We start from the raw sequence: 18785 nt of genomic DNA, 5'->3' as shown, positions 1-18785 counted from the left end.
AAGCGCGCTCGTACAGGGGAATGCTTCACCTGCATAAACGTTTCACCTCATTCACTTGCCTGCACCCGCGGTTGGCTTGCATGATTCGCCCCGACTAATAATTCCTGGCGGGCTGAACCTGCCGAGCAGATAGGTGAATGGCAATGGATAATGTGAATCGCGGTTTCAGCAGCTGGCTGCGCTCCCCCGGACACAAAGCGTGGCTGGCGCAAGAAGGCAATCGGCTGCTGGCGTTCGCCAAGGCGTCGAGGTTGCCTCAGGGCTTTGGCAATCTGGACGAGCAGGGGCGCCTCCCCGCCGACGCCATTGCCGAAACCATGAACACCGCGCGCATGACCCACAGTTTCGCCATGGCCCACATCAACGGCATTCCCGGTTGCGCCGAGCTGGTCGATCACGGCGTTGCTGCGCTGGCCGGCCCATTGCGCGACGCCGAGCATGGCGGCTGGTTCGCCAAACCGCTCGAGCACAGTGCCGATACCGGCAAAGCCGCCTACCTCCACGCCTTCGTCGCGCTCGCGGCCAGTTCTGCCGTTGTCGCACAACGACCTGGAGCCAAGGCGCTGCTGGAGCAGGCCATTCAAGTGATCAGTCAGCGTTTCTGGAGCGAGGAAGAAGGCGCCATGCGCGAGTCGTTCGCCCGCGACTGGAGCCAGGAAGAAGCCTATCGCGGCGCGAACAGCAACATGCACAGCACTGAAGCCTTTCTGGCGCTGGCGGACGTGACGGGGGATGCCCGCTGGCTGGACCGCGCGCTGCGCATCGTCGAGCGCGTGATTCATGAGCACGCCGCCGCCAATAACCATCAAGTCATCGAGCACTTCACGCTGCAATGGCAGCCTGTTCCCGAGTACAACGCTGACAAACCGGATGACGGTTTTCGCCCTTACGGCACCACGCCCGGGCATGCGTTCGAGTGGGCGCGGCTGGTGCTGCATCTTGAGGCCGCGCGACAGAAAGCCAAGCTGGAGACGCCGTCCTGGCTCGTGGAAGATGCGCGGTTGTTGTTCGAAAATGCTTGTCGGTTCGGCTGGGATGTCGACGGCGCACCGGGCATTGTCTACACCCTCGACTGGGAGAATCGCCCGGTGGTTCGCCATCGTTTGCACTGGACCCACGCCGAAGCCGCTGCGGCCTCGGCGGCGCTGCTGCAACGCACGGGTGAGCAGCAATACGAAACCTGGTACCGCACGTTCTGGGAATTCAACGAAACCCTGTTCATCGACCTTGAGCAGGGCAGCTGGCGTCATGAGCTGAACCCGCAGAATCAACCCAGCGCCGATATCTGGCCAGGCAAGCCGGATCTCTATCACGCCTATCAGGCGACCCTGCTGCCGGTCTTGCCGCTGGCGCAAAGTCTGGCGACTGCGCTGGAGCATTTGCAGTGAGACGGCAATGCTTTTGATCCTGCCGCTGACCCGTCAGGCCAGGCGCTGGGTTACCCGAATCACCTGCCGCGCGATGTAGGCCCCGGTCACAATGACCCCGAACAGACGCAGGGTTTGCATCGCCAGCACGAAGCCAACGTCGGAGTGGGTGTCGATGGCGATGATCGCCATGGCGTCCAGGCCACCAGGGCTGGTCGCCAGGTACACCGAGAGGAAGTCCTTGCCCATCATTTCGGCGATCACCCAGGCGGAGATCGCGCAGAGCAGGATCAACAGCAGTGCGCCGAAAATCATTGCCGGCAGCCGCCGCCAGACATAACGGATGGTGGCCCGATCGAAGCGCAGCCCAATGTAACTGCCGATGGCGCCATAGGCGATTGCCAGCAGCCAGGTCGGCATGACGATCTGCAGGACGCCACTTAATTGCAGCGCGCCCCCCAGTAACAGCGGCACCAGCAAGGCGCCGGCCGGAACCTTCGATCCGAGGGTCACACCCACCACGATCACCAGCAGGCTCAGGCCAAGATTCAGCAGGTTGGCACCTTGCAACAGGGCATCGCTGCTGTGTGCATCGGTGCCGCCCACGTCAGCGCCGATCAGGCGGCTGACCAACGCGCCGACCATCACCACGCACACCACCCGCACATACTGCATCGTTGCAACCACGCGCGAGTCGGCGCCGTAATCCTCGGACATCGCCACCATCGCCGACGCGGCGCCGGGCGAAGTGCCCCACGCGGCCGTGCTGCCTTGAATACCGCCCCAGCGCGCCAGGCCGATACCGACCACGGCGCTCAAGGCCACGGTCAGCAGGGTGGCGAACACCATCACGTGCCAGGACTGCAGGGCAGTGAGCAACACGCCCATGGTCATTGAGTGCGCGACCAGCACGCCGACGCTGCCCTGGCCCAGGCGAAACACATGCTTGTGCAGCCGGATATTTGCGCCGCAAACCCCGAAGCCGATGGCGACCAGCATCGGGCCAAGAAACAGCGCAGCGGGAACGTGAAAGTATTTGAAGGCCTGACCGGCGCTGCCCGCCAGAACGATGAGCAGCGACCACTGCACAAGCGAAGGCAGGGAATCGAGGGAAAAGGGTGCAGGGCGTGACAACGAGGATCTCCAGAGCATTGGCAGGTTCCTGGTGGAAGTGTGTCCAATGCCGGGAAGTATCGACAGTTGAATTGATCAAGTCTATTTTCTAATAATCATGAATTGATAACTTTGGTTGATATATGGACCTGCGTGACCTGACCTATTTCGAAACCATCGCTGAGCTCGGTCACCTGGGGCGTGCGGCTGAAAAACTCAATCGCAGCCAGCCTGCACTGACCAAAAGCATTCAGCGCCTGGAAGAATCGTTTGGCACCAAGTTGTTTCAGCGCGACGGTCGGCGGATCAAGCTCACGCCGGTCGGCGAACTGCTGCAGGCGCGGGGCAAAATGCTCCAGCAAAGCATTGCCCAGACCCAGCGAGAGGTTCGTGATTTCGCCAGCGGGGCGGTGGGCGAGATTCGTTTGGGGTGTGCGTCGACGATGGCTGAATACCTGCTGCCGGAGTTGACTGACGCGTTACTCAAGCGCGCGCCGGACATCACCCTGAAACTGGTGATCGGGCAGGATGACATGCTGCGCGAGCAGTTGCGCTCGGGGCATCTGGACATGATCATCTGCGCGCAACGCAGCATTGAAGACGAGTTCACGGCCCATCCTATTCTCACGGACGAGGCGGTCGTGATCGCCAGTCGCAATCATCCGATCTTCAATGCGCCGTTTCAGATGAGCGACCTGTGCAGCTACCGCTGGGTGTTGCCGCCACCCGGTGTGTCTTCGCGGATCTGGGTCGACGAGGCGTTCGCACGGCACAACCTGCCGCTGCCGGTGGTGCAGATCGAAGCCAATTCCATTTCCCTGTTGCCCCGGCTCATCGCCCAGACCCGCCTTTTGAGCTTCATCGCCAGGGAAACCCTCGAATATGGCAAGAACATGCAATACCTGCGGGAGGTGCCGCTGGAAAATACCACCATGGCGCGGACCATCTGCGTGATCCTGCGCCGCGAGGGTTACCTGTCTCCGGCCGCTCACGCCATGGCGAAAATGCTGCGCGAGGACGGCGGATCGTTTTTCAGCTGGGTGTGATCGCGCCGGGATCTGGAGTAACTTGAAATTGAACATGAAGAGCCGTTAGGAGACTCCTGCAATGCACGTACAGCCACACAAACGCGGCAAGCATCATCTGACACCGTATTTTCTGAACAACGAAGACCCGCATTTCGGCGGCGACCAGTCGCCACTCAACGACGCCGATGCCGACGAAGACAGTGACCCGGAAGGCGATCTTGACTTGGGAGACCTGCGGCTGGACGAGTTTGAAGATTCGGACAAGCTGGACATTGGGTCATCGACGCTGGGTTGAATCCGGCCGGGCACCAAAATCACGCACGGCTGCCTCCTGAGCGGGCATCTTGGTGTGGGCTGGCGCAGCTGAAATCCCTACGACGCCGCGTAAATAAAGGCTTTCAACAAGATGGCCTGCGTTTTGCTGTTGTTGGATTCAAACTTGGATACAAGATGGAATCCACACATGCAGAACGCTCAACACCCCTTGTTCGGTTGGACCGTTAACCAATGGATCGCTGCGTATCAGCGCGGTGAGGTGACCCCGAACGGGTTGCTGGCGCTGCTCGATGCTTTTCCCGCACCGGATAACGCCTGGATCTCGCGCGTCAGCCACGCACAACTCGATGCGCAACTGGCCCAGCTGGCGACTCGTCTTGAAGCCGTTGGCGGCGATATCGGTAAGCTGCCGTTGTACGGGGTGCCGTTCGCCATCAAGGACAACATCGACGCTGAGGGCTGGCTCACGACAGCGGCGTGCCCGGAGTTCGCCTACACCGCCAGTGCCGATGCGACGGTGGTCGCCAGGCTGCGCGCGGCCGGTGCGATTCTGATGGGCAAGACCAACCTCGACCAGTTCGCCACGGGGCTGGTCGGTACGCGTTCTCCCTACGGTGCAGTACCGAACAGTTTCAATCCCGAGTACGTCAGCGGCGGTTCGAGCTCGGGCTCGGCGTCTGTCGTGGCGCGGGGCCTGGTGGCGTTCTCCCTGGGTACCGACACCGCCGGTTCCGGACGGGTGCCTGCCGGGTTCAATAACATCGTGGGCCTGAAACCCACCAAGGGTCGCTTGTCGAATACCGGGTTGGTGCCGGCCTGTCGCACCGTGGACTGCATCTCGGTCTTCGCCCTGACCGTCGAGGACGCTGAGTGCGTGGCCGGGATCGCCGAAGGGTACGACGCCTCCGACGCGTATTCCCGTGCCAACCCCAACACTGCGCCAGTGGGCTTCGGTGCATCGATCAAACTGGCGGTGCCGGCCACACTGGAGTTTTTTGGCGATGCTCATAATCAGGCCGTCTACGAGCAGGCCTTGCAGACACTCGGCGACATGGGGGCCGAGATCACGCGCATCGATTTCGCTCCCTTCAAGGCGCTGGCCGAGCAGCTTTATTACGGTTCATGGGTCGCGGAGCGGACCGTGGCGCTCGAGTCGATGCTCGCCTCCAGCCCGGACGCGATCAACCCGGTGGTGCGGGGGATCGTTGAAAACGGCTTGGGGTACAGCGCCTGCGACGCCTACAAGGCCGAGTACCTGCGTGCGACGCTGAGCCGGCAGATCAACGATGCACTGGCCGGTTTCGACGCGCTGGTGGTGCCGACCTCGGCGACGATTCGCACGCTGGCCGAGATGGCGGCGGAACCGGTGCTCTATAACTCGCAATTCGGGTTCTACACTAACTTCACCAACCTGGCGGATTTGTCTGCTCTGGCGCTGCCCGCGGGGCTGCGGGCGGATGGCTTACCCGCCGGCATCACGCTGATCGCACCGGCCTGGCATGACGCAGCGCTCGCGCGTTTCGGCAAGCAGTGGCAAGCGCATCTCAAACTGCCGATGGGGGCAACGGGGCGCCCATTGCCTGAGCCAGCTGCCGCACCTCAACCGTTTGGCAGTGTCCGCGTGGCCGTGGTCGGCGCACACCTGACCGGCATGCCGCTCAATTTTCAGCTGACCCGCCGCGACGCCGTGTTCGTCGAGCAGACCCTGACCCAGGGTGACTACCGCTTGTACGCGCTCCCCGGTACGGTGCCGCCCAAGCCTGGCCTGGCCAAAGCCGAAGGCGGGCAGTCGATCATCGTCGAGTTGTGGGACATTCCGCTGGCGCGCTTCGGCGAGTTCGTCGCCGAGATTCCTGCGCCGCTGGGCATCGGCAACCTCACGCTGGCGGACGGTCGCAGCGTGAAGGGTTTCATCTGCGAACCCTGGGCATTGGCAGACGCGCAAGACATCACCGCGTTCGGTGGCTGGCGCGCTTATATCGCCAGCTTGAACAAGGCCTGACGTTCCTCAGACAAGGCGGCAAGCCTTCGTTTTAACCCCGATAACCGCTCGGACAACACCATGCAGATCCTAACGTCGCAAAAGCCCAAGGAACGCCCGGACAACATGGTCGAGCGGATCTACCAGCAGCTCAAGGACGACATTTTCGAGTTCCGATTGCTGCCGGGTGATCGCTTTAGCGAAAGCGAGGTGGCCGAGCGTGTCCAGGCCAGTCGCACGCCGGTGCGTCAGGCGTTGTACAGGCTCGAACGCGAAGGTTATCTGCAGGTGTATTTCCGCAGCGGCTGGCAGGTCAAAGCGTTTGACTTCCAGTATTTCGAAGAGCTTTACGACGTCCGAATTGTGCTGGAAAGCGCGGCGGTGGCGCGTCTCGGACACATGGATATCCATTCCAACCCGGTGATCGCTGAACTCAAAAACACCTGGTTGGTGACAGAAGTCGAACGCGTGCAGGACGGCGCACGGGTGTCCGCGCTGGACGAGCGATTCCACTGCGCGCTCGTCGAGGCCGCAGGCAACACAGAGATGGCGCGCATGCACTTCGAAATCACCGAGAAGATCCGCATCATCCGGCGTCTGGATTTCACCCAGGCGCCGCGCATCGATGCGACGTATGCCGAGCACGGGCAGATCCTCGACGCGATCCTGCAACGCCGTACCGAACAGGCCCAGCAACTGCTGAAACACCACATCGACATCAGCAAGCAGGAAGTGCGCAAGATTACCCTCCACAGGCTGCATACGGCGCGGCAGCGCAACGTGCCAGGCACCTGAGCACGGCAGCTGACAAAGCGTCTGCATGACGTTGCCGGCCCTCCCTTCGGCGAGGGAGCAATTACCTGACGCTTGACGGCGGTGTGCAGGTTTGTATCGCAGCGTATCCGCAGGGCGCGCGCTTACACGTTCATGCAATACCGCGCTTCGTCGATACACCCTGGATACATCGCCTGCGTACCGTTGCGGCTTAGCCACTCACCTCACCCAGAGAGAGGACGCCGCTCATGAAGCGTGCCCGCATCGGTTTGCTCACCGCCGTTATGGCATCCGCCATTGCCGCGCCGTTTGTGTTCGCGCAAACAAGCCCGCAAAGCAGCCCCCCGCAAACCGCCAGTGATCATGACGCGAAGGCATCGCCGATCTATGGCGTGACGATCCCGGAAGGTTACCGGCAGTGGCAACTGATCGCGCCCGCCACCGAAGGCGCACCGCTTAACGAGATCCGCGCCGTGCTGGGCAACGACATCGCCATCAAGGCTTATCAGGAAGGAACGCTGCCATTTCCCGACGGCACCGTCCTGACCAAACTGGCCTGGAAGCACGTGCAATCTCCGGAATTTGAACCGGCGGCGGTGCCGGGTGCCGCGACCACGGTGCAATTCATGGTCAAGGACTCGGTCAAGTACAAGGATTCGGGAGGCTGGGGGTTCGGGCGCTTCGTCAACGGTCAGCCCGTTGACGAGAAACAACACCAGACCTGCCTCGGCTGTCATCAGGCCAGGGTCAAGGACCACGATCTGGTATTCACCCGCTGGGCGCCTTGATCGCCGTTCATGTTCTGCGATCAAGGCCCATCATTGCTGGCGTGCAACGGGGTCAGGCGGGTTCGTACGGCGGGTAGTCCACGTAGCCTTTTGCGTCGCCACCGTAGTAGGTGTCACGGTCCGGCGTGGTCAATGGCCAGCCGTTCTTGAGACGCGCCACCAGGTCGGGGTTGGCGATGAATGGCTGGCCGAAGGCAGCGAGGTCGATCAGTCCGGCGTCCACCAGATCCTGAGCGCGCTCCAGCGTCATGTCCCCCGCAAGAATCAACGCGGTCTGACCCAGTTCGGCCTTGCAGTGCGTGAGCAGGGTGCGCAGAGCCTGCTCCTGCGCCGCCGAATCTTCACCCGCGAGGAAGAAGTGCGATTGATCCATGACATGGACGTAGGCGATGCCACGCTGGTTCATGCCTGCGCACAGCGCCGAGTAGGTCTCGTCGATTTCCGGGTAGATCGGCATGTCGAACAGCTGACCGTACGGCGAGATGCGAATGCCGACCCGGTTGGCACCGATTCTGGCGCTGACCGCATCCACCACCTCGAACACGAAGCGCAAACGGTCTTGCAGGTCTTTTGCCGAGTAACGGTCCGTGCGGTCGTTGACCAACGGGTTCAGGAACTGCTCGATCAGGTAGCCGTTGGCACCATGGATTTCCACGCCATCGAAGCCTGCGTCAATTGCGTTTTGCGCCGCCTGGGCGAAGTCTTCGACGACCCGACCGACTTCTTCGGTGGTCAGCGAACGCGGCACCGAAGTCGCCACGAAGCCGGGCTCGCCGCTTTCGTCGTAGCCAAAAGCAATCGCGCCTTGCGCGGGCCTGTTTGTGGCGCTCACCGGGGCTTGTCCGTCTACCTGAATCGATGTGTGGGACACACGGCCCACATGCCACAGCTGAGCGAACATGCGACCGCCGACGCTGCGCACCGAGTCGGTCACCAGTTTCCAGCCCTTGATCTGCGCCTCGGTGAAGATACCCGGATTGAACAGGTAACCCTGGCCTTCGCGGGAAATCGGTGTGCCTTCGGAAACGATCAGTCCGGTGGTGCCGCGCTGGGTGTAATGCAGAGCAATCTCGGCAGTGGCGATGTCTTCCGGCGCGCGGGAGCGGGTCATTGGCGCCATGACGAAGCGGTTGTTCAGGGTCAGACCGTGGAGGTCGTAGGGTTCAAACAGATTGATCATGGGGTGAAGTCTCGTGTGGCAGAAGACGAGGCGTGATCGCGGTGTCTTCGTAAAAGATGCCGCCATGGTAGGAGCTTGCTAAAACAGCCACAATGCACCGCATTGGCAAAATACTATTGCGATTACAGCAATTCGTTCGAGGCCTTGCATGCACCTCAAAGCCCACAGATTTTTCGCGATGGTCGCGGTCACCGGCAGCTTTTCTGCCACCGCGCGTCACTTTCAGGTTCCGGCGTCATCGGTCTCGCGCTTCATTGCTGCGCTTGAGCGTGAGGTCGGGCAACAACTGCTGTACCGCAATACGCGCGCGGTGAAGCTGACCGATGCCGGTGAGCGCTATTACCTGCAGATCCGCGAAGTGCTGGAGCTGCTGGATGCCGCCGATGAGGAAGTCACCGGCACCGGCAGTGCCGTTCGCGGACTGGTAAGGATCAACGCGCCGGTTGCGCTGGGGCATCTGCATATCGTCAAGCTGTTGAACGGCCTGTACGAGCGATACCCGCAACTGACTGTCGAATTGTCGGTCACTGACCTGTACATCGACCCGGTGCAGGAGGGCATGGACATCGTGTTTCGGGTTGGGCATCTGGGCGATTCCGGGTTGATCGGGCGCAAGTTGTGCGACCAGCAATTCGTGGTGTGCGCGAGTCCCGCTTACCTCGAAAAGTACGGCGAGCCGCAAACCCCGGAAGACCTAAAAGACCACTGCTGTCTTGTCTACAAAGGCAACATCGGGGCGCAGCGCTGGTATTTCCGTCACCCTGAAAGTCATGAGCTCCAGATCATCGACGTCACCGGCCCCCTTCGCAGCAACAACGCGCAAGTGCTGGTCGAGGCCGCGCTTGCCGGTCGGGGTATCGTGTTTTTCCCGACCTGGTTGTTCAGCAAGGACAGCTTCATGGAAAAGAAACTGGTCAGGCTGTTGACCTGTTGGGGTGGGTCGGTGGAAGAAGTGCCGAGCCAGATCCACCTGATCTCTCCGGAAAACCGCCTGCGCTCGCAAAAGACCCGCGCGGTGTGGGAGTACTTCCTGGAGGCAATCGGCTCGCCGCCGTATTGGGATGATCTGGAGGGGTAGGGTGTGTGGAGGGTCAGTCGCCGATGAGGTTGACTGACCCATCGCATTCGCCAGCAAGCCGGCTCCCACAAAATTCAGCTTCGACGCAAAATACTCAGCGATCGCGAATTTTGAAGTCTGGTAACAGGTTTGTGCATCACCCCGGTTCTTGTAGGAGACGTCCGAGGTTACGAGGGTATGGGCCGCACTTCGGACGAATGCGTTGGTTCATTCAGCATTAATGTCGCTGACGTACTGCATTCGCCAGCAAGCCGGCCCACTGGTTTAATGCGGTGGGTCAGTGACAGATGACGTCGCCTGATCCACCGCATTCGTCGGAATGCCGCCCAGACCACGCTCGCTCCCACAGGTCCGAGGTCTGGACATAGGTTCGTGTATCGACCCGGTCTCTGTAGGAGACGTCCGAGGTTACGAGGGTATGGGCCGCACTTCGGACGAATGCGTTGGTTCATTCAGCATTAATGCCGCTGACCCACCGCATTCGCCAGCAAGCCGGTTCCCACTGGTTTAATGCGGTGGGTCAGTGACAGATGGTGTCGCCTGATCCACCGCATTCGTCGGAATGCCGCACTACCCAGGGATATCGGCACACATCACGCCGGGTTACGACGCTCCGCGACCTCGGCCAGGACCGCAAGGTCCATTTCACCCTGGCCGTGGTCGACGGCATCCTGCAGGTTGGCGCGGATCATGTCGGCGGTCGGCATCTGTACCGACACCTGACTGGCCGCCGCCAGGATCAGATCCACGTCCTTGAGTCCCAGCACGGCCTTGAATGCGGCGGGCTCGTAGCGGCGTTCCCCGATCAGCGCGCCGTAGCCGGCATACACCGGGCCGGTGAAGATGGTGTTCGACACCAGGTCCACAAGGTCCGCTGATTTGAGGCCGTGGCGGGTGACGAGCACGGCGGCTTCGCTCATGGCTTCAACCGCCGACACCAGCAGGAAGTTCGTCGCCAGTTTCATCGCGTTGGCGGCCGAGGCTTTCTCGCCGAGGCGCCAGGTCTTGCGCCCGATCAGGTCGAACAGCGGTTGAACGGTGTCGATGGCCTGTTCGGGCCCGGCCGCCAGAATATTCAGCTGAGCCGCAGCGGCGACATTCGGCCGCCCCATCACCGGCGCTGCGATGTAGTCGATGCCCTGAGCCTTGTGCAGCTCGGCCAGCTCATCGGCAAACGTCACGGCAATGGTCGCCAGGTTGACGTGAATCAGCGGCGCCTTGAGTTGCTTGAGCAGGCCCGAATCCAGCAGCACCGAGCGCAGCGCCTTGTCATCGGCGAGCATGCTGAACACCACGTCGGCGTCGAACGCCTGTGCGGGGTCTGCCACCGCCTTGGCGCCGAGTTCGACCAGCGGCTGGGACGCCTGCGGCGAGCGGTTCCACACCCGCAGTTCATGTTCGCCTTTCAGCAGATTGGCGGCGATGGCCTGACCCATGTTGCCCAGGCCCAAGAAACCGATTTTCATCCGATGTACTCCCGTGAGCGGTGTGATGAGTGTCACCTGTGTGGTGAAGGACTCTACCACCGCATGGCGTTACACGGAGTGATACGAACGTGCTATCGCGTCATAGGTGTTCTTCCGGCCCGTCATGCAACAGATGGAAAATGTTGCGTTTCATGCGGATGAATTCCGGGTCCATGACCATGTCCAGGTTGCGCGGACGGCTAATCGGCACATCGAGCACTTCCTTGATCCGGCCCGGACGCGCGCCCATGACGAAGATGCGATCGCCCAACAGAATGGCCTCGTCGATGTCGTGAGTCACGAACAGTACGGTCTTCTTGCTGTGCTCCCAGACCTTGAGCAGCAGTTGCTGCATCTGCAGACGCGTCTGGCTGTCGAGCGCGCCGAACGGCTCGTCCATCAGCAGGATCTGCGGGTCGTTGGCCAGGGCGCGGGCAATCGCCACGCGCTGCATCATCCCGCCGGACAGCTGCTTGGCGTAGTTGTCGGCGAAGCGCGACAGGCCCACTTCGTTCAGGTAGAACTCGACGATTTCCTTGCGTTCGGCCGCCGGCATGCCACGGCGCTTGAGGCCGAATTCGATGTTCTTGCGCACGGTCAGCCACGGGAACAGCGTGTAGCCCTGAAACACCATGCCGCGATCCGCGCCGGGGCCGTCGACTTGTTGACCGCCGACGTAGATGTCACCCGACGTCGGTTCGGCCAGGCCGGCTGTGAGGTACAGCAGGCTGGATTTGCCGCAGCCCGACGGGCCGACCAACACGGCAAACTGTTGATCGGGAACATCGAACGACACTTTGTCCAGCGCCGTGAAGGTGCTGCCCGAGGGTGTCTTGTACTGCAACGTGACGTTGTCGACGCGCAGGCGTGGCGTGGCGGCCGTTGTCACGGGAGCGGGGCGTAGCTGAATCGGCGAGGTTGCGGTTACTGAGCCCATGCGGCCACCTTCAAGCGAAGAAATCGGAACAGTTGATCGGTGATCAGGCCCAACAGCCCGATGACGGCGATCGCCAGGAAAATCACGTCCACCTGAAAACCACGCATGGCCTTGAGGCTCAGGTAACCCAGGCCACTGGACGCTGCGACCAGCTCGGCGACCACCAGGTAGGTCCAGGCCCAGCCCATGGTCACGCGCAGGGTGTCCAGCACACCGGGCAGCGAAGCCGGTGCGATGACATGCAACACGGCGTCGGCGCGGCTGGAGCCCAGGGTGTAGGAGGCGTTGATCAGGTCCTTGGAAATGCCCTTGGACACGTCGGCGATCATCACCAGCTGCTGGAAGAACACGCCGAAGATGATGATCGACACACGCTGTTCCAGGCCAATGCCGATCCACAGGATGAACAGCGGAACGAACGAGGTGACCGGCAGGTAGCGGATGAAGTTGACCAGCGGCTCCAGGAAGGCTTGCACGACACGGAAGCTGCCCATCATCAAACCGATCGGCACCGCGACCACTGAAGAGATCACGAAACCGACCATCACCACTTCGACGCTGGCCCACACATGCGGGCCGAGGGTGCCGTCACGGGCCAGGCGCATCGCAGCATCGAAGACCGCACCGGGCGTTGGCAGGAACATCGCCGGCACCACGCCGCCGTAGGAAAGAAAAGCCCACAGGCCGATCAACAGCGCCCAGGCCAGACCGCTGGCGCTCCAGATCACCTGGATCGGCAAGCTGGTCTTGGGCGTGAGGCAACGGTTCAGCCACGAATTGCGCTTGGACATGACGTGCTCCTGTTTATTTCGGGCTGATGAAACGGTTGTCGATCAGGTCGCTGTAGCTGACGTTGTACGGTTTGCCCTGCAACTCGCTGGCGGTTTCGTTCGCCAGTTTGATCACTGCGGCGGCGTCGCCGGTGCTGCCGTTGCTGCCGAGCAGTTTTTCGCTCATGGCCTGGTCGTAGAAGCGCACCCCTTTGGCCGCGGCTTCCAGTTCAGCCGGGTCGGCCAGGTAACCACCGACGCCTTTGGCCATGATTGCGTAGGCTTCTTTCGGATGGTCCTTGGTGTACTGCACGGCTTTGTACAGGCCTGCGACCAGTGCCTTGACGTCAGCCTGTTGCTTGTCGACCACATCGCAGCTGAGGGCCACGACATCGACGATCACGCCGGGTGTCGTGCTGCTGTCGACGAGCACTTTGCCTTGTTGCTTGTTGCGCACGGTGGTCAGGTGCGGTTCCCAGGTCACGGCGGCCGGTACACGACCGGCAATGAACGCAGTGGCCGCATCGTCAGCGGTCATGTTCTGGATGGTCAGGTCGCTCATCTTCATGCCGGCGTTTTTGAGCAGGTAGTTGAGCCAGAACTGCGAAACCGAACCTTCGTTGACCGCGACTGCCTTGCCTTTGAGGTCCTGCAGGTTGTTGATGTCCTTGCTGACCAGCACGCCGTCGCCGCCGTGGCTTTCGTCGAGCGCGGCGACCGCCTTGAAGCAGAACTGCGGACGGTACTTGAGGATTTCATCCAGGGTCGAAGCGGAGCCGGACAGCTTGCCCGAGGCCTGAGCCGCCATGTACATCGAGGCTTCTTCGATGGTCGGCAATTCGACGGTCAGGCCGTTGTCCTTGAAGTAACCCAGGTCCTTGGCCAGGTACAGGGTGCCGTAACCTACCCAGGTGGTGTGCCCGATGGACAGGGTGCCGGCCTGAGCGCCGCTGGCGATGCCGGCCGCCAGTGCAGTCAGGGCCAGCGGACGCACACAGCGCGATACGAAAGACTTGATCATGGAACACTCCCGGATGGTGGTTTTTTAATTCGACGTTGTCTCGGGGCAGTGGGGCTAGACGCCAAAACTTGAACCGCTCGTGGCCTCTGACGGACCTTTTGCCTCTGTGGGGCGAGGTTGATGTTGGCCGATGTCGCGGGATACGAAAATTAGTAAATATGTGGTCCCTGACGAGGAAAAAACTGGGGTGGGAAAAGGTGTTCGAAGCTGGGGCAGGCGCACAAAAAACGCCGCTTCCTAGTGCAGGAAAGCGGCGTTTTGGTGAGGCTGTCTAGTGGCTTCTATTCTGCCCGCAGGGCGTCGTGTCCCACGCTACTGTGGGAGTGAGCTTGCTCACGAAGACTGAGTTTCAGCCGCCGGAGAGGTGGGGGTGGTTCCGGTCTCTTGGCGAGCAAGCTGGCTCTCATAAGGCCGGGTGTTTCTGTTGAGGATCATATCCGCCGCTTTTTCCCCGATCATGATGCAGGGCGCATTGGTGTTGCCGCTGATCAGTGTCGGCATGATCGATGCGTCGACCACCCGCAAGCCTTGCACGCCGTGCACCTTAAGGTCCGGCCCCACGACGCTCATCGGGTCGACGCCCATCTTGCAGGTGCCAACCGGGTGGAACACGGTCGCGGCGCATTCACGCACATAGGTCATCAGTTGCTCGTCGGTCTGCACCTGCTTGCCGGGAAGCATCTCGGTGCCGCGGATGCCATCGAACTGCGGATCGGCCAGGATCCTGCGCGCCAGTTTCAGGCCTTCGATCAGCACCTTGGCGTCTTGGGGATCGGCGAGGAAGTTGAAATCGATCACGGGTTTGCCGTCGCGACCCAGGCGTATTTCGCCAATGCTTTTGGGACGCAGCACGCAGGTGTGGACCGCGTAGCCATGGCCCCATTCGAACAGCCGGCCGCGATGGCTGCGATAACCCGGCACGAAGTGAAACTGCACATCGGGCAACGTCTCTGCCAGCGGCGTGCGGGCAAAGCCACCGGCCTCGACGTAATTGGTGGTCAGCCAGCCTTTTTTGCCGAACAGATAACGCAGCGGCGAGGTCAGGATGCTCGGCAGTGAGCCCAACGAAAAGCCCAGGGTCAGCGGGCTTTTCGAGCGCACGGTGATCAGGCCGTCGAGGTGGTCCTGCAGGTTCTTGCCGACGCCGGGCAGGTCATGCTCGAGCTGGATGCCGGCGTTCGTCAGGTCGTTCGCTGGCCCGATCCCCGACGCCAGCAGCAGGCTCGGACTGCCCAGCGAACCCGCCGACAGAATCACTTCACGACGGGCAGTCAGGGTGGTCTGCTCACCCTCGGATTCGACCCTTACACCTCGGGTCACCCGATCCTCAATCACCAGTGACTGCACCGAGCAGTCGGTGATCACGGTCAGGTTGGGGCGGTCGAGCACCGGTGCGACAAACGCGCGGTAACTCGACAGGCGTCTGGCGTCTTTCTGCGTGAGGTTGTAGAGGCCGCAGCCTTCCAGCTGGTCGCCGTTGAAATCATCGTTGCGGCGAATGCCTACCTGTTGCGCGGCCTTCACGAACAGCCGCGACACCGGGTTGGGATCACGCGCAGCTTCCACGTTCAATTCGCCGGTGGTGCCATGCAGGCGTGGGTCCTGGCCAAGCCGGTTGTTCTCGGATTTCTTGAAGTAGGGCAGCACGCTAATCCAGTCCCAACCGGGGCAGCCGGCCTGCGCCCAGCGATCGTAATCGCTGGCGTGACCGCGGATGTAGATCATGCTGTTCATCGAGCTTGAGCCACCCAATGCTTTACCGCGCGGGGTGTGCAGGCTGCGACCGTTGAGGTTTTTCTGCGGGGCGGAAAAGAAGTTCCAGCTGTATTTTTTGCTCTTGTACAGCGTGATGGTCCCGGCCGGTGTCTGGATGCGCAGGCTCTTGTCGTGGCTGCCCGCTTCGATCAAACAGACGCTCACGGCAGGGTCGGCGCTCAGACGATTCGCCAGCACGCAGCCGGACGAACCGGCGCCGACGATGATGTAGTCGTAATCGGTTTTCATGCGTTTCTCCCGAGTGCGCCCACTGAGGGCTTGCGGCTGCGACGGCGGCTGGCGAGGTAGTAGATCGGCGAGATCACCACCAGGCCGACGATCCACGATACGTCGGCGCCGCCCATGGCTTTGGCAATGACCCCGGTGTACAGCTCGGTGGCCATGAACGGGATCTGCACCAGGATGCCCAGCACGTAGCAGCCGACCGCCGTCCAGTTGAAGTAACCGTAGATGCCGCCGTCGCGTCGGAAAAACGAAGCCACGTCGTAGCTGCCGTGGGCGACCAGGTAGTAATCCACCAGGTTGATGGCGGTCCACGGCACGAGCACGTACAGCAACAACAGAATGAAGTTGGTGTAGTTGGCCATGAAGTCGTCCTGCCCAAACAGGGCGAGCGTCAGGGAAATCGAGAACAGCACCAATGCCGTGATGGCGCGGGAGAGGGCGCCTGCCGACCATTTGGGCACCAGCGTCTGGCCGACGGTAATGGCCGAGAGCGTGCCGCAATACAGGTTCATGGCGTTGGTGGCGGCGATACCGATGGAGAACACCGCCACCACCAGCGTGGCGATGCTGCCGGTCATTTCGATCAATCCACCGATGATGTCGCCTTCCACGCACAGGCCGACGATCACGCCCAGGGCCATCGGCAGAATCGAACCCAGGCAGCAACCCCAGTAGCTGGACCAGAAGGCCGCTTTGCCGCCGGTGTCAGCGGGCATGTAACGGGAGTAATCCGACACGTAAGGCGCGTACGCCAGTTGCCACAGCGCCGCAATCGACAGGGTGCCGAGAAAGCCCGCGAGGTTCATGTCGTTGCGCTGCAGGAAGTCTGCGGGCAGGCCGTGTACCGCGATGATCCAGACAAAGCACAGCAGCAGGATGGCCCCGGACAGGTAGGACATCAGCCGGGTGTAAGCATGAATCAGGCGATAGCCAAACACGGTCGCCACCACGCTGATCAGACCGACCAGCACGATGCCCTGGTTGGTGCTGAACATCGCGTAGCGGCTGTGCAGCGATTGCCCGCCGAGCACCAGATTGGAGGCGAAGAAACCCAGGTACATGATCACCACCAGGGCGACCACCAACAGCGAGCCGTAGGAGCCGAACTGGCCGCGGGTCTGGACCATCTGCGGTACGCCCAGTTGCGGCCCCTGGGCCGAGTGCAGGGCCATGAAGATCCCGCCGATCAGGTTGCCGAGCACCAACGCGACCATGGCGGCGATGAACGGCAGCTTGAACACCGTGACGGCCAGGGCGCCGGTGACGACGGTCAGCAGCATGATGTTGGAGCCGAACCAGATCGTGAACAGATCACGCGCGCGGCCATGGCGCTGATCAGGTGCAATGGGCTGGATGGTGCTCAATTCGAGGGTGGCGACGCCAGGGTCGTTGTGGTTCATGGCTATTTACTCAAGTAATGGGGCGACGACTCAGCGCAACTGAAACCAGGTGGTTTTCAGTTGGGTGTATTTGTCGAATGAGTGCAGCGACAGGTCGCGTCCGAACCCGGACTGCTTGCCACCACCGAACGGAACGGTCACGTCCAGGGCGTCCACGGTGTTGACCGAGACGGTGCCGGCGTTCAAGCGACTGGCGACGCGGTGCGCGCGATTGAGGTCATCGCTCCACACGGAGGCAGCCAATCCATAGATATGGTCGTTGGCCATGTGCACCGCCTCGTCCTCGGTGTCGAACGGGGTGATCGCAAGAACCGGGCCGAACACCTCCTCGCGGGACAAACCCATGTCCGGGGTGACGTGGGTGAACAGCGTGGGCTGAATGAAATTGTTCGAGCCGTTGATCAAGACCCGGTCGCCGCCTGCGACCAACCGGGCACCGCTGGCACTGGCCTGGTTGATGTATTCCATCACCCGCGCGGCCTGGTTCGCGTCTACGATCGCACCCATTCGGGTTGCCGGGTTCAGCGGGTCGCCGGGCTGCCAGTGTCGTGCTTGCTCGATCAGGCGCTCGACGAACGCATCATGAATCGACCGCTGCACCAGCAACCGTGAGTTGGCCGAGCACACTTCACCTTGATTGAAGAAGATGCCAAAGGCGGCTTTCTCGGCGGCCAAGTCGAGGTCCTGGCAGTCGGCGAACACCAGGTTCGGACTCTTGCCGCCGCACTCCAGCCACACTTGCTTGAGGTTGGACTGCGCCGCGTATTGCATGAAGTACTTGCCGACCTGCGTCGAGCCGGTGAAGGCCAGTGCATCGACGTCCGGGTGCAGCCCCAGCGCGCGCCCGGCCTGTTCACCCAGCCCGGTGACCACATTGAAAACGCCCTCGGGAACACCGGCTTCCAGGGCCAGTTCGGCCAGACGTAACGCCGAAAACGGTGATTGTTCGGCGGGCTTGAGGATCACGCTGTTACCGGCGGCGAGGGCAGGCGCGAGTTTCCAGGCGGCCATGTCCAGCGGGAAGTTCCATGGCACCACGGCGGCAATCACGCCCAACGGCACCCGGGTGATGGTCGCCAGTGTTCCGGGGCCGGTGGGTGCGACCTGGTCATACAGCTTGTCCAGGCTTTCGGCGTACCAGGCGAATACGTGGGCGGCGCCGGGCACATCGATGCTGTACGCGTCCATCACCGGTTTGCCCATGCTCAGTGAGTCAAGCAGTGCCAGTTCTTCGCGGTGAGCCAGGATCAGCTCGGACAAGCGCAACAGGATCGCCTTGCGTTCCTTGGGCTGCATGCGCGGCCACGGGCCGCTTTCAAAGCTTCTCCGGGCGACGCTCACGGCCAGGTCGACCTCCGTCTCCGAGCAGGCCGTCACGTTGGCCAACACGGCGTTGGTGGCGGGGTTGATGACGGCGAAGGTTTCGCCGTTGCGGGCCTGATGAGGACGGCCGGCGATCAGCGCCGCGTCGATGAAGCGTTGATGTCCGGCACGCTGTTGCCAGTGGTTAAAGTCCGTCACTGCACACACTCCTGGATGGCCTCTGCGGGCCATGTTCACGATCAATGGTGCCGATAGTGGGCGATGTGGAGAGGTCAGGAAATG

General features: G+C 61.8%; 16 protein-coding genes. 7 read left to right on the top strand and 9 right to left on the bottom strand.

Annotated elements, in window-relative coordinates:
* Nucleotides 1-143: 143 nt before the first annotated feature.
* On the top strand, nt 144-1388 hold the full coding sequence (locus BLS87_RS18475; RefSeq protein ID WP_074754256.1) for a D-mannose isomerase: 1245 nt from the start codon (nt 144-146) through the stop codon (nt 1386-1388).
* Between the two features lie 33 nt (nt 1389-1421).
* Here the strand turns inward: BLS87_RS18475 and BLS87_RS18470 are convergent, their stop codons facing one another.
* Entirely contained in the window at nt 1422-2501 is a 1080-nt protein-coding gene (locus tag BLS87_RS18470; RefSeq protein WP_074754479.1) for an AbrB family transcriptional regulator, read from the bottom strand.
* Nucleotides 2502-2623: 122 nt separating this feature from the next.
* Here BLS87_RS18470 and BLS87_RS18465 point away from each other — a divergent pair, with 122 nt between their 5' ends.
* From BLS87_RS18465 to BLS87_RS18445, 5 genes are all read left to right on the top strand, one after another.
* Nucleotides 2624-3526, top strand: coding sequence for a LysR family transcriptional regulator (locus BLS87_RS18465; protein ID WP_074754254.1), 903 nt, complete (start codon nt 2624-2626; stop codon nt 3524-3526).
* 61 nt (nt 3527-3587) lie between these two features.
* Entirely contained in the window at nt 3588-3803 is a 216-nt protein-coding gene (locus BLS87_RS18460) for a hypothetical protein (RefSeq protein WP_074754252.1), read from the top strand.
* Between the two features lie 168 nt (nt 3804-3971).
* The gene (gene atzF / locus BLS87_RS18455) at nt 3972-5786 is read left to right on the top strand and encodes an allophanate hydrolase (RefSeq protein WP_074754250.1); all 1815 of its coding nucleotides are present in this window, start codon (nt 3972-3974) and stop codon (nt 5784-5786) included.
* 60 nt (nt 5787-5846) lie between these two features.
* On the top strand, nt 5847-6560 hold the full coding sequence (locus BLS87_RS18450; protein WP_074754248.1) for a GntR family transcriptional regulator: 714 nt from the start codon (nt 5847-5849) through the stop codon (nt 6558-6560).
* 227 nt (nt 6561-6787) lie between these two features.
* On the top strand, nt 6788-7327 hold the full coding sequence (locus BLS87_RS18445; protein ID WP_074754246.1) for a cytochrome P460 family protein: 540 nt from the start codon (nt 6788-6790) through the stop codon (nt 7325-7327).
* A gap of 52 nt (nt 7328-7379) precedes the next feature.
* Here BLS87_RS18445 and BLS87_RS18440 read toward each other — a convergent pair whose 3' ends face one another.
* Nucleotides 7380-8507 (bottom strand): alkene reductase, encoded by a 1128-nt coding sequence (locus BLS87_RS18440; RefSeq protein ID WP_074754244.1) that lies wholly within the window; start codon nt 8505-8507, stop codon nt 7380-7382.
* A 148-nt stretch (nt 8508-8655) separates the two neighbouring features.
* Between BLS87_RS18440 and BLS87_RS18435 the strand changes: the two genes are divergently transcribed.
* Complete coding sequence (locus BLS87_RS18435; RefSeq protein WP_074754242.1) at nt 8656-9585, top strand: LysR family transcriptional regulator; 930 nt, start codon at nt 8656-8658, stop codon at nt 9583-9585.
* A gap of 593 nt (nt 9586-10178) precedes the next feature.
* Here BLS87_RS18435 and BLS87_RS18430 read toward each other — a convergent pair.
* The 7 genes from BLS87_RS18430 to BLS87_RS18400 form a co-directional block, all read right to left on the bottom strand.
* Nucleotides 10179-11087, bottom strand: a complete 909-nt coding sequence (locus BLS87_RS18430; protein WP_279616218.1) for an NAD(P)-dependent oxidoreductase — start codon at nt 11085-11087, stop codon at nt 10179-10181.
* 64 nt (nt 11088-11151) lie between these two features.
* A complete protein-coding gene (locus tag BLS87_RS18425; protein ID WP_074754238.1) occupies nt 11152-11988 on the bottom strand; it encodes an ABC transporter ATP-binding protein in 837 nt (278 codons plus the stop codon).
* On the bottom strand, nt 11976-12779 hold the full coding sequence (locus BLS87_RS18420) for an ABC transporter permease (protein WP_074754236.1): 804 nt from the start codon (nt 12777-12779) through the stop codon (nt 11976-11978). The genes BLS87_RS18425 and BLS87_RS18420 overlap by 13 nt, the downstream gene beginning before the upstream one ends.
* Before the next feature lie 13 nt (nt 12780-12792).
* Nucleotides 12793-13779, bottom strand: a complete 987-nt coding sequence (locus tag BLS87_RS18415) for an ABC transporter substrate-binding protein (RefSeq protein WP_074754234.1) — start codon at nt 13777-13779, stop codon at nt 12793-12795.
* A 333-nt stretch (nt 13780-14112) separates the two neighbouring features.
* A complete protein-coding gene (locus BLS87_RS18410) occupies nt 14113-15783 on the bottom strand; it encodes a GMC family oxidoreductase (protein WP_074754232.1) in 1671 nt (556 codons plus the stop codon).
* The gene (locus BLS87_RS18405) at nt 15780-17180 is read right to left on the bottom strand and encodes a purine-cytosine permease family protein (RefSeq protein ID WP_074754230.1); all 1401 of its coding nucleotides are present in this window, start codon (nt 17178-17180) and stop codon (nt 15780-15782) included. Before BLS87_RS18405 ends, BLS87_RS18410 begins: the two co-directional genes overlap by 4 nt.
* A gap of 30 nt (nt 17181-17210) precedes the next feature.
* A complete protein-coding gene (locus BLS87_RS18400; protein ID WP_425262233.1) occupies nt 17211-18734 on the bottom strand; it encodes an aldehyde dehydrogenase in 1524 nt (507 codons plus the stop codon).
* Nucleotides 18735-18785 lie beyond the last annotated feature (51 nt).

The organism is Pseudomonas abietaniphila, assembly GCF_900100795.1.
GTDB lineage: Bacteria > Pseudomonadota > Gammaproteobacteria > Pseudomonadales > Pseudomonadaceae > Aquipseudomonas > Aquipseudomonas abietaniphila.
The sequence above is the reverse complement of the archived record's forward strand: the minus strand, read 5'-3'. Positions and strand labels throughout refer to the sequence as shown.

Excerpts from the sequence above, each read along its gene's own strand:
- BLS87_RS18475 (WP_074754256.1), top strand. The coding sequence starts at position 144 with ATGGATAATGTGAATCGCGGTTTCAGCAGCTGGCTGCGCTCCCCCGGA.
- BLS87_RS18465 (WP_074754254.1), top strand. The coding sequence starts at position 2,624 with ATGGACCTGCGTGACCTGACCTATTTCGAAACCATCGCTGAGCTCGGT.
- BLS87_RS18460 (WP_074754252.1), top strand. The coding sequence starts at position 3,588 with ATGCACGTACAGCCACACAAACGCGGCAAGCATCATCTGACACCGTAT.
- atzF (WP_074754250.1), top strand. The coding sequence starts at position 3,972 with ATGCAGAACGCTCAACACCCCTTGTTCGGTTGGACCGTTAACCAATGG.
- BLS87_RS18450 (WP_074754248.1), top strand. The coding sequence starts at position 5,847 with ATGCAGATCCTAACGTCGCAAAAGCCCAAGGAACGCCCGGACAACATG.
- BLS87_RS18445 (WP_074754246.1), top strand. The coding sequence starts at position 6,788 with ATGAAGCGTGCCCGCATCGGTTTGCTCACCGCCGTTATGGCATCCGCC.
- BLS87_RS18440 (WP_074754244.1), bottom strand. The coding sequence starts at position 8,507 with ATGATCAATCTGTTTGAACCCTACGACCTCCACGGTCTGACCCTGAAC.
- BLS87_RS18435 (WP_074754242.1), top strand. The coding sequence starts at position 8,656 with ATGCACCTCAAAGCCCACAGATTTTTCGCGATGGTCGCGGTCACCGGC.
- BLS87_RS18425 (WP_074754238.1), bottom strand. The coding sequence starts at position 11,988 with ATGGGCTCAGTAACCGCAACCTCGCCGATTCAGCTACGCCCCGCTCCC.
- BLS87_RS18420 (WP_074754236.1), bottom strand. The coding sequence starts at position 12,779 with ATGTCCAAGCGCAATTCGTGGCTGAACCGTTGCCTCACGCCCAAGACC.
- BLS87_RS18415 (WP_074754234.1), bottom strand. The coding sequence starts at position 13,779 with ATGATCAAGTCTTTCGTATCGCGCTGTGTGCGTCCGCTGGCCCTGACT.
- BLS87_RS18410 (WP_074754232.1), bottom strand. The coding sequence starts at position 15,783 with ATGAAAACCGATTACGACTACATCATCGTCGGCGCCGGTTCGTCCGGC.
- BLS87_RS18405 (WP_074754230.1), bottom strand. The coding sequence starts at position 17,180 with ATGAACCACAACGACCCTGGCGTCGCCACCCTCGAATTGAGCACCATC.
- BLS87_RS18400 (WP_425262233.1), bottom strand. The coding sequence starts at position 18,734 with ATGGCCCGCAGAGGCCATCCAGGAGTGTGTGCAGTGACGGACTTTAAC.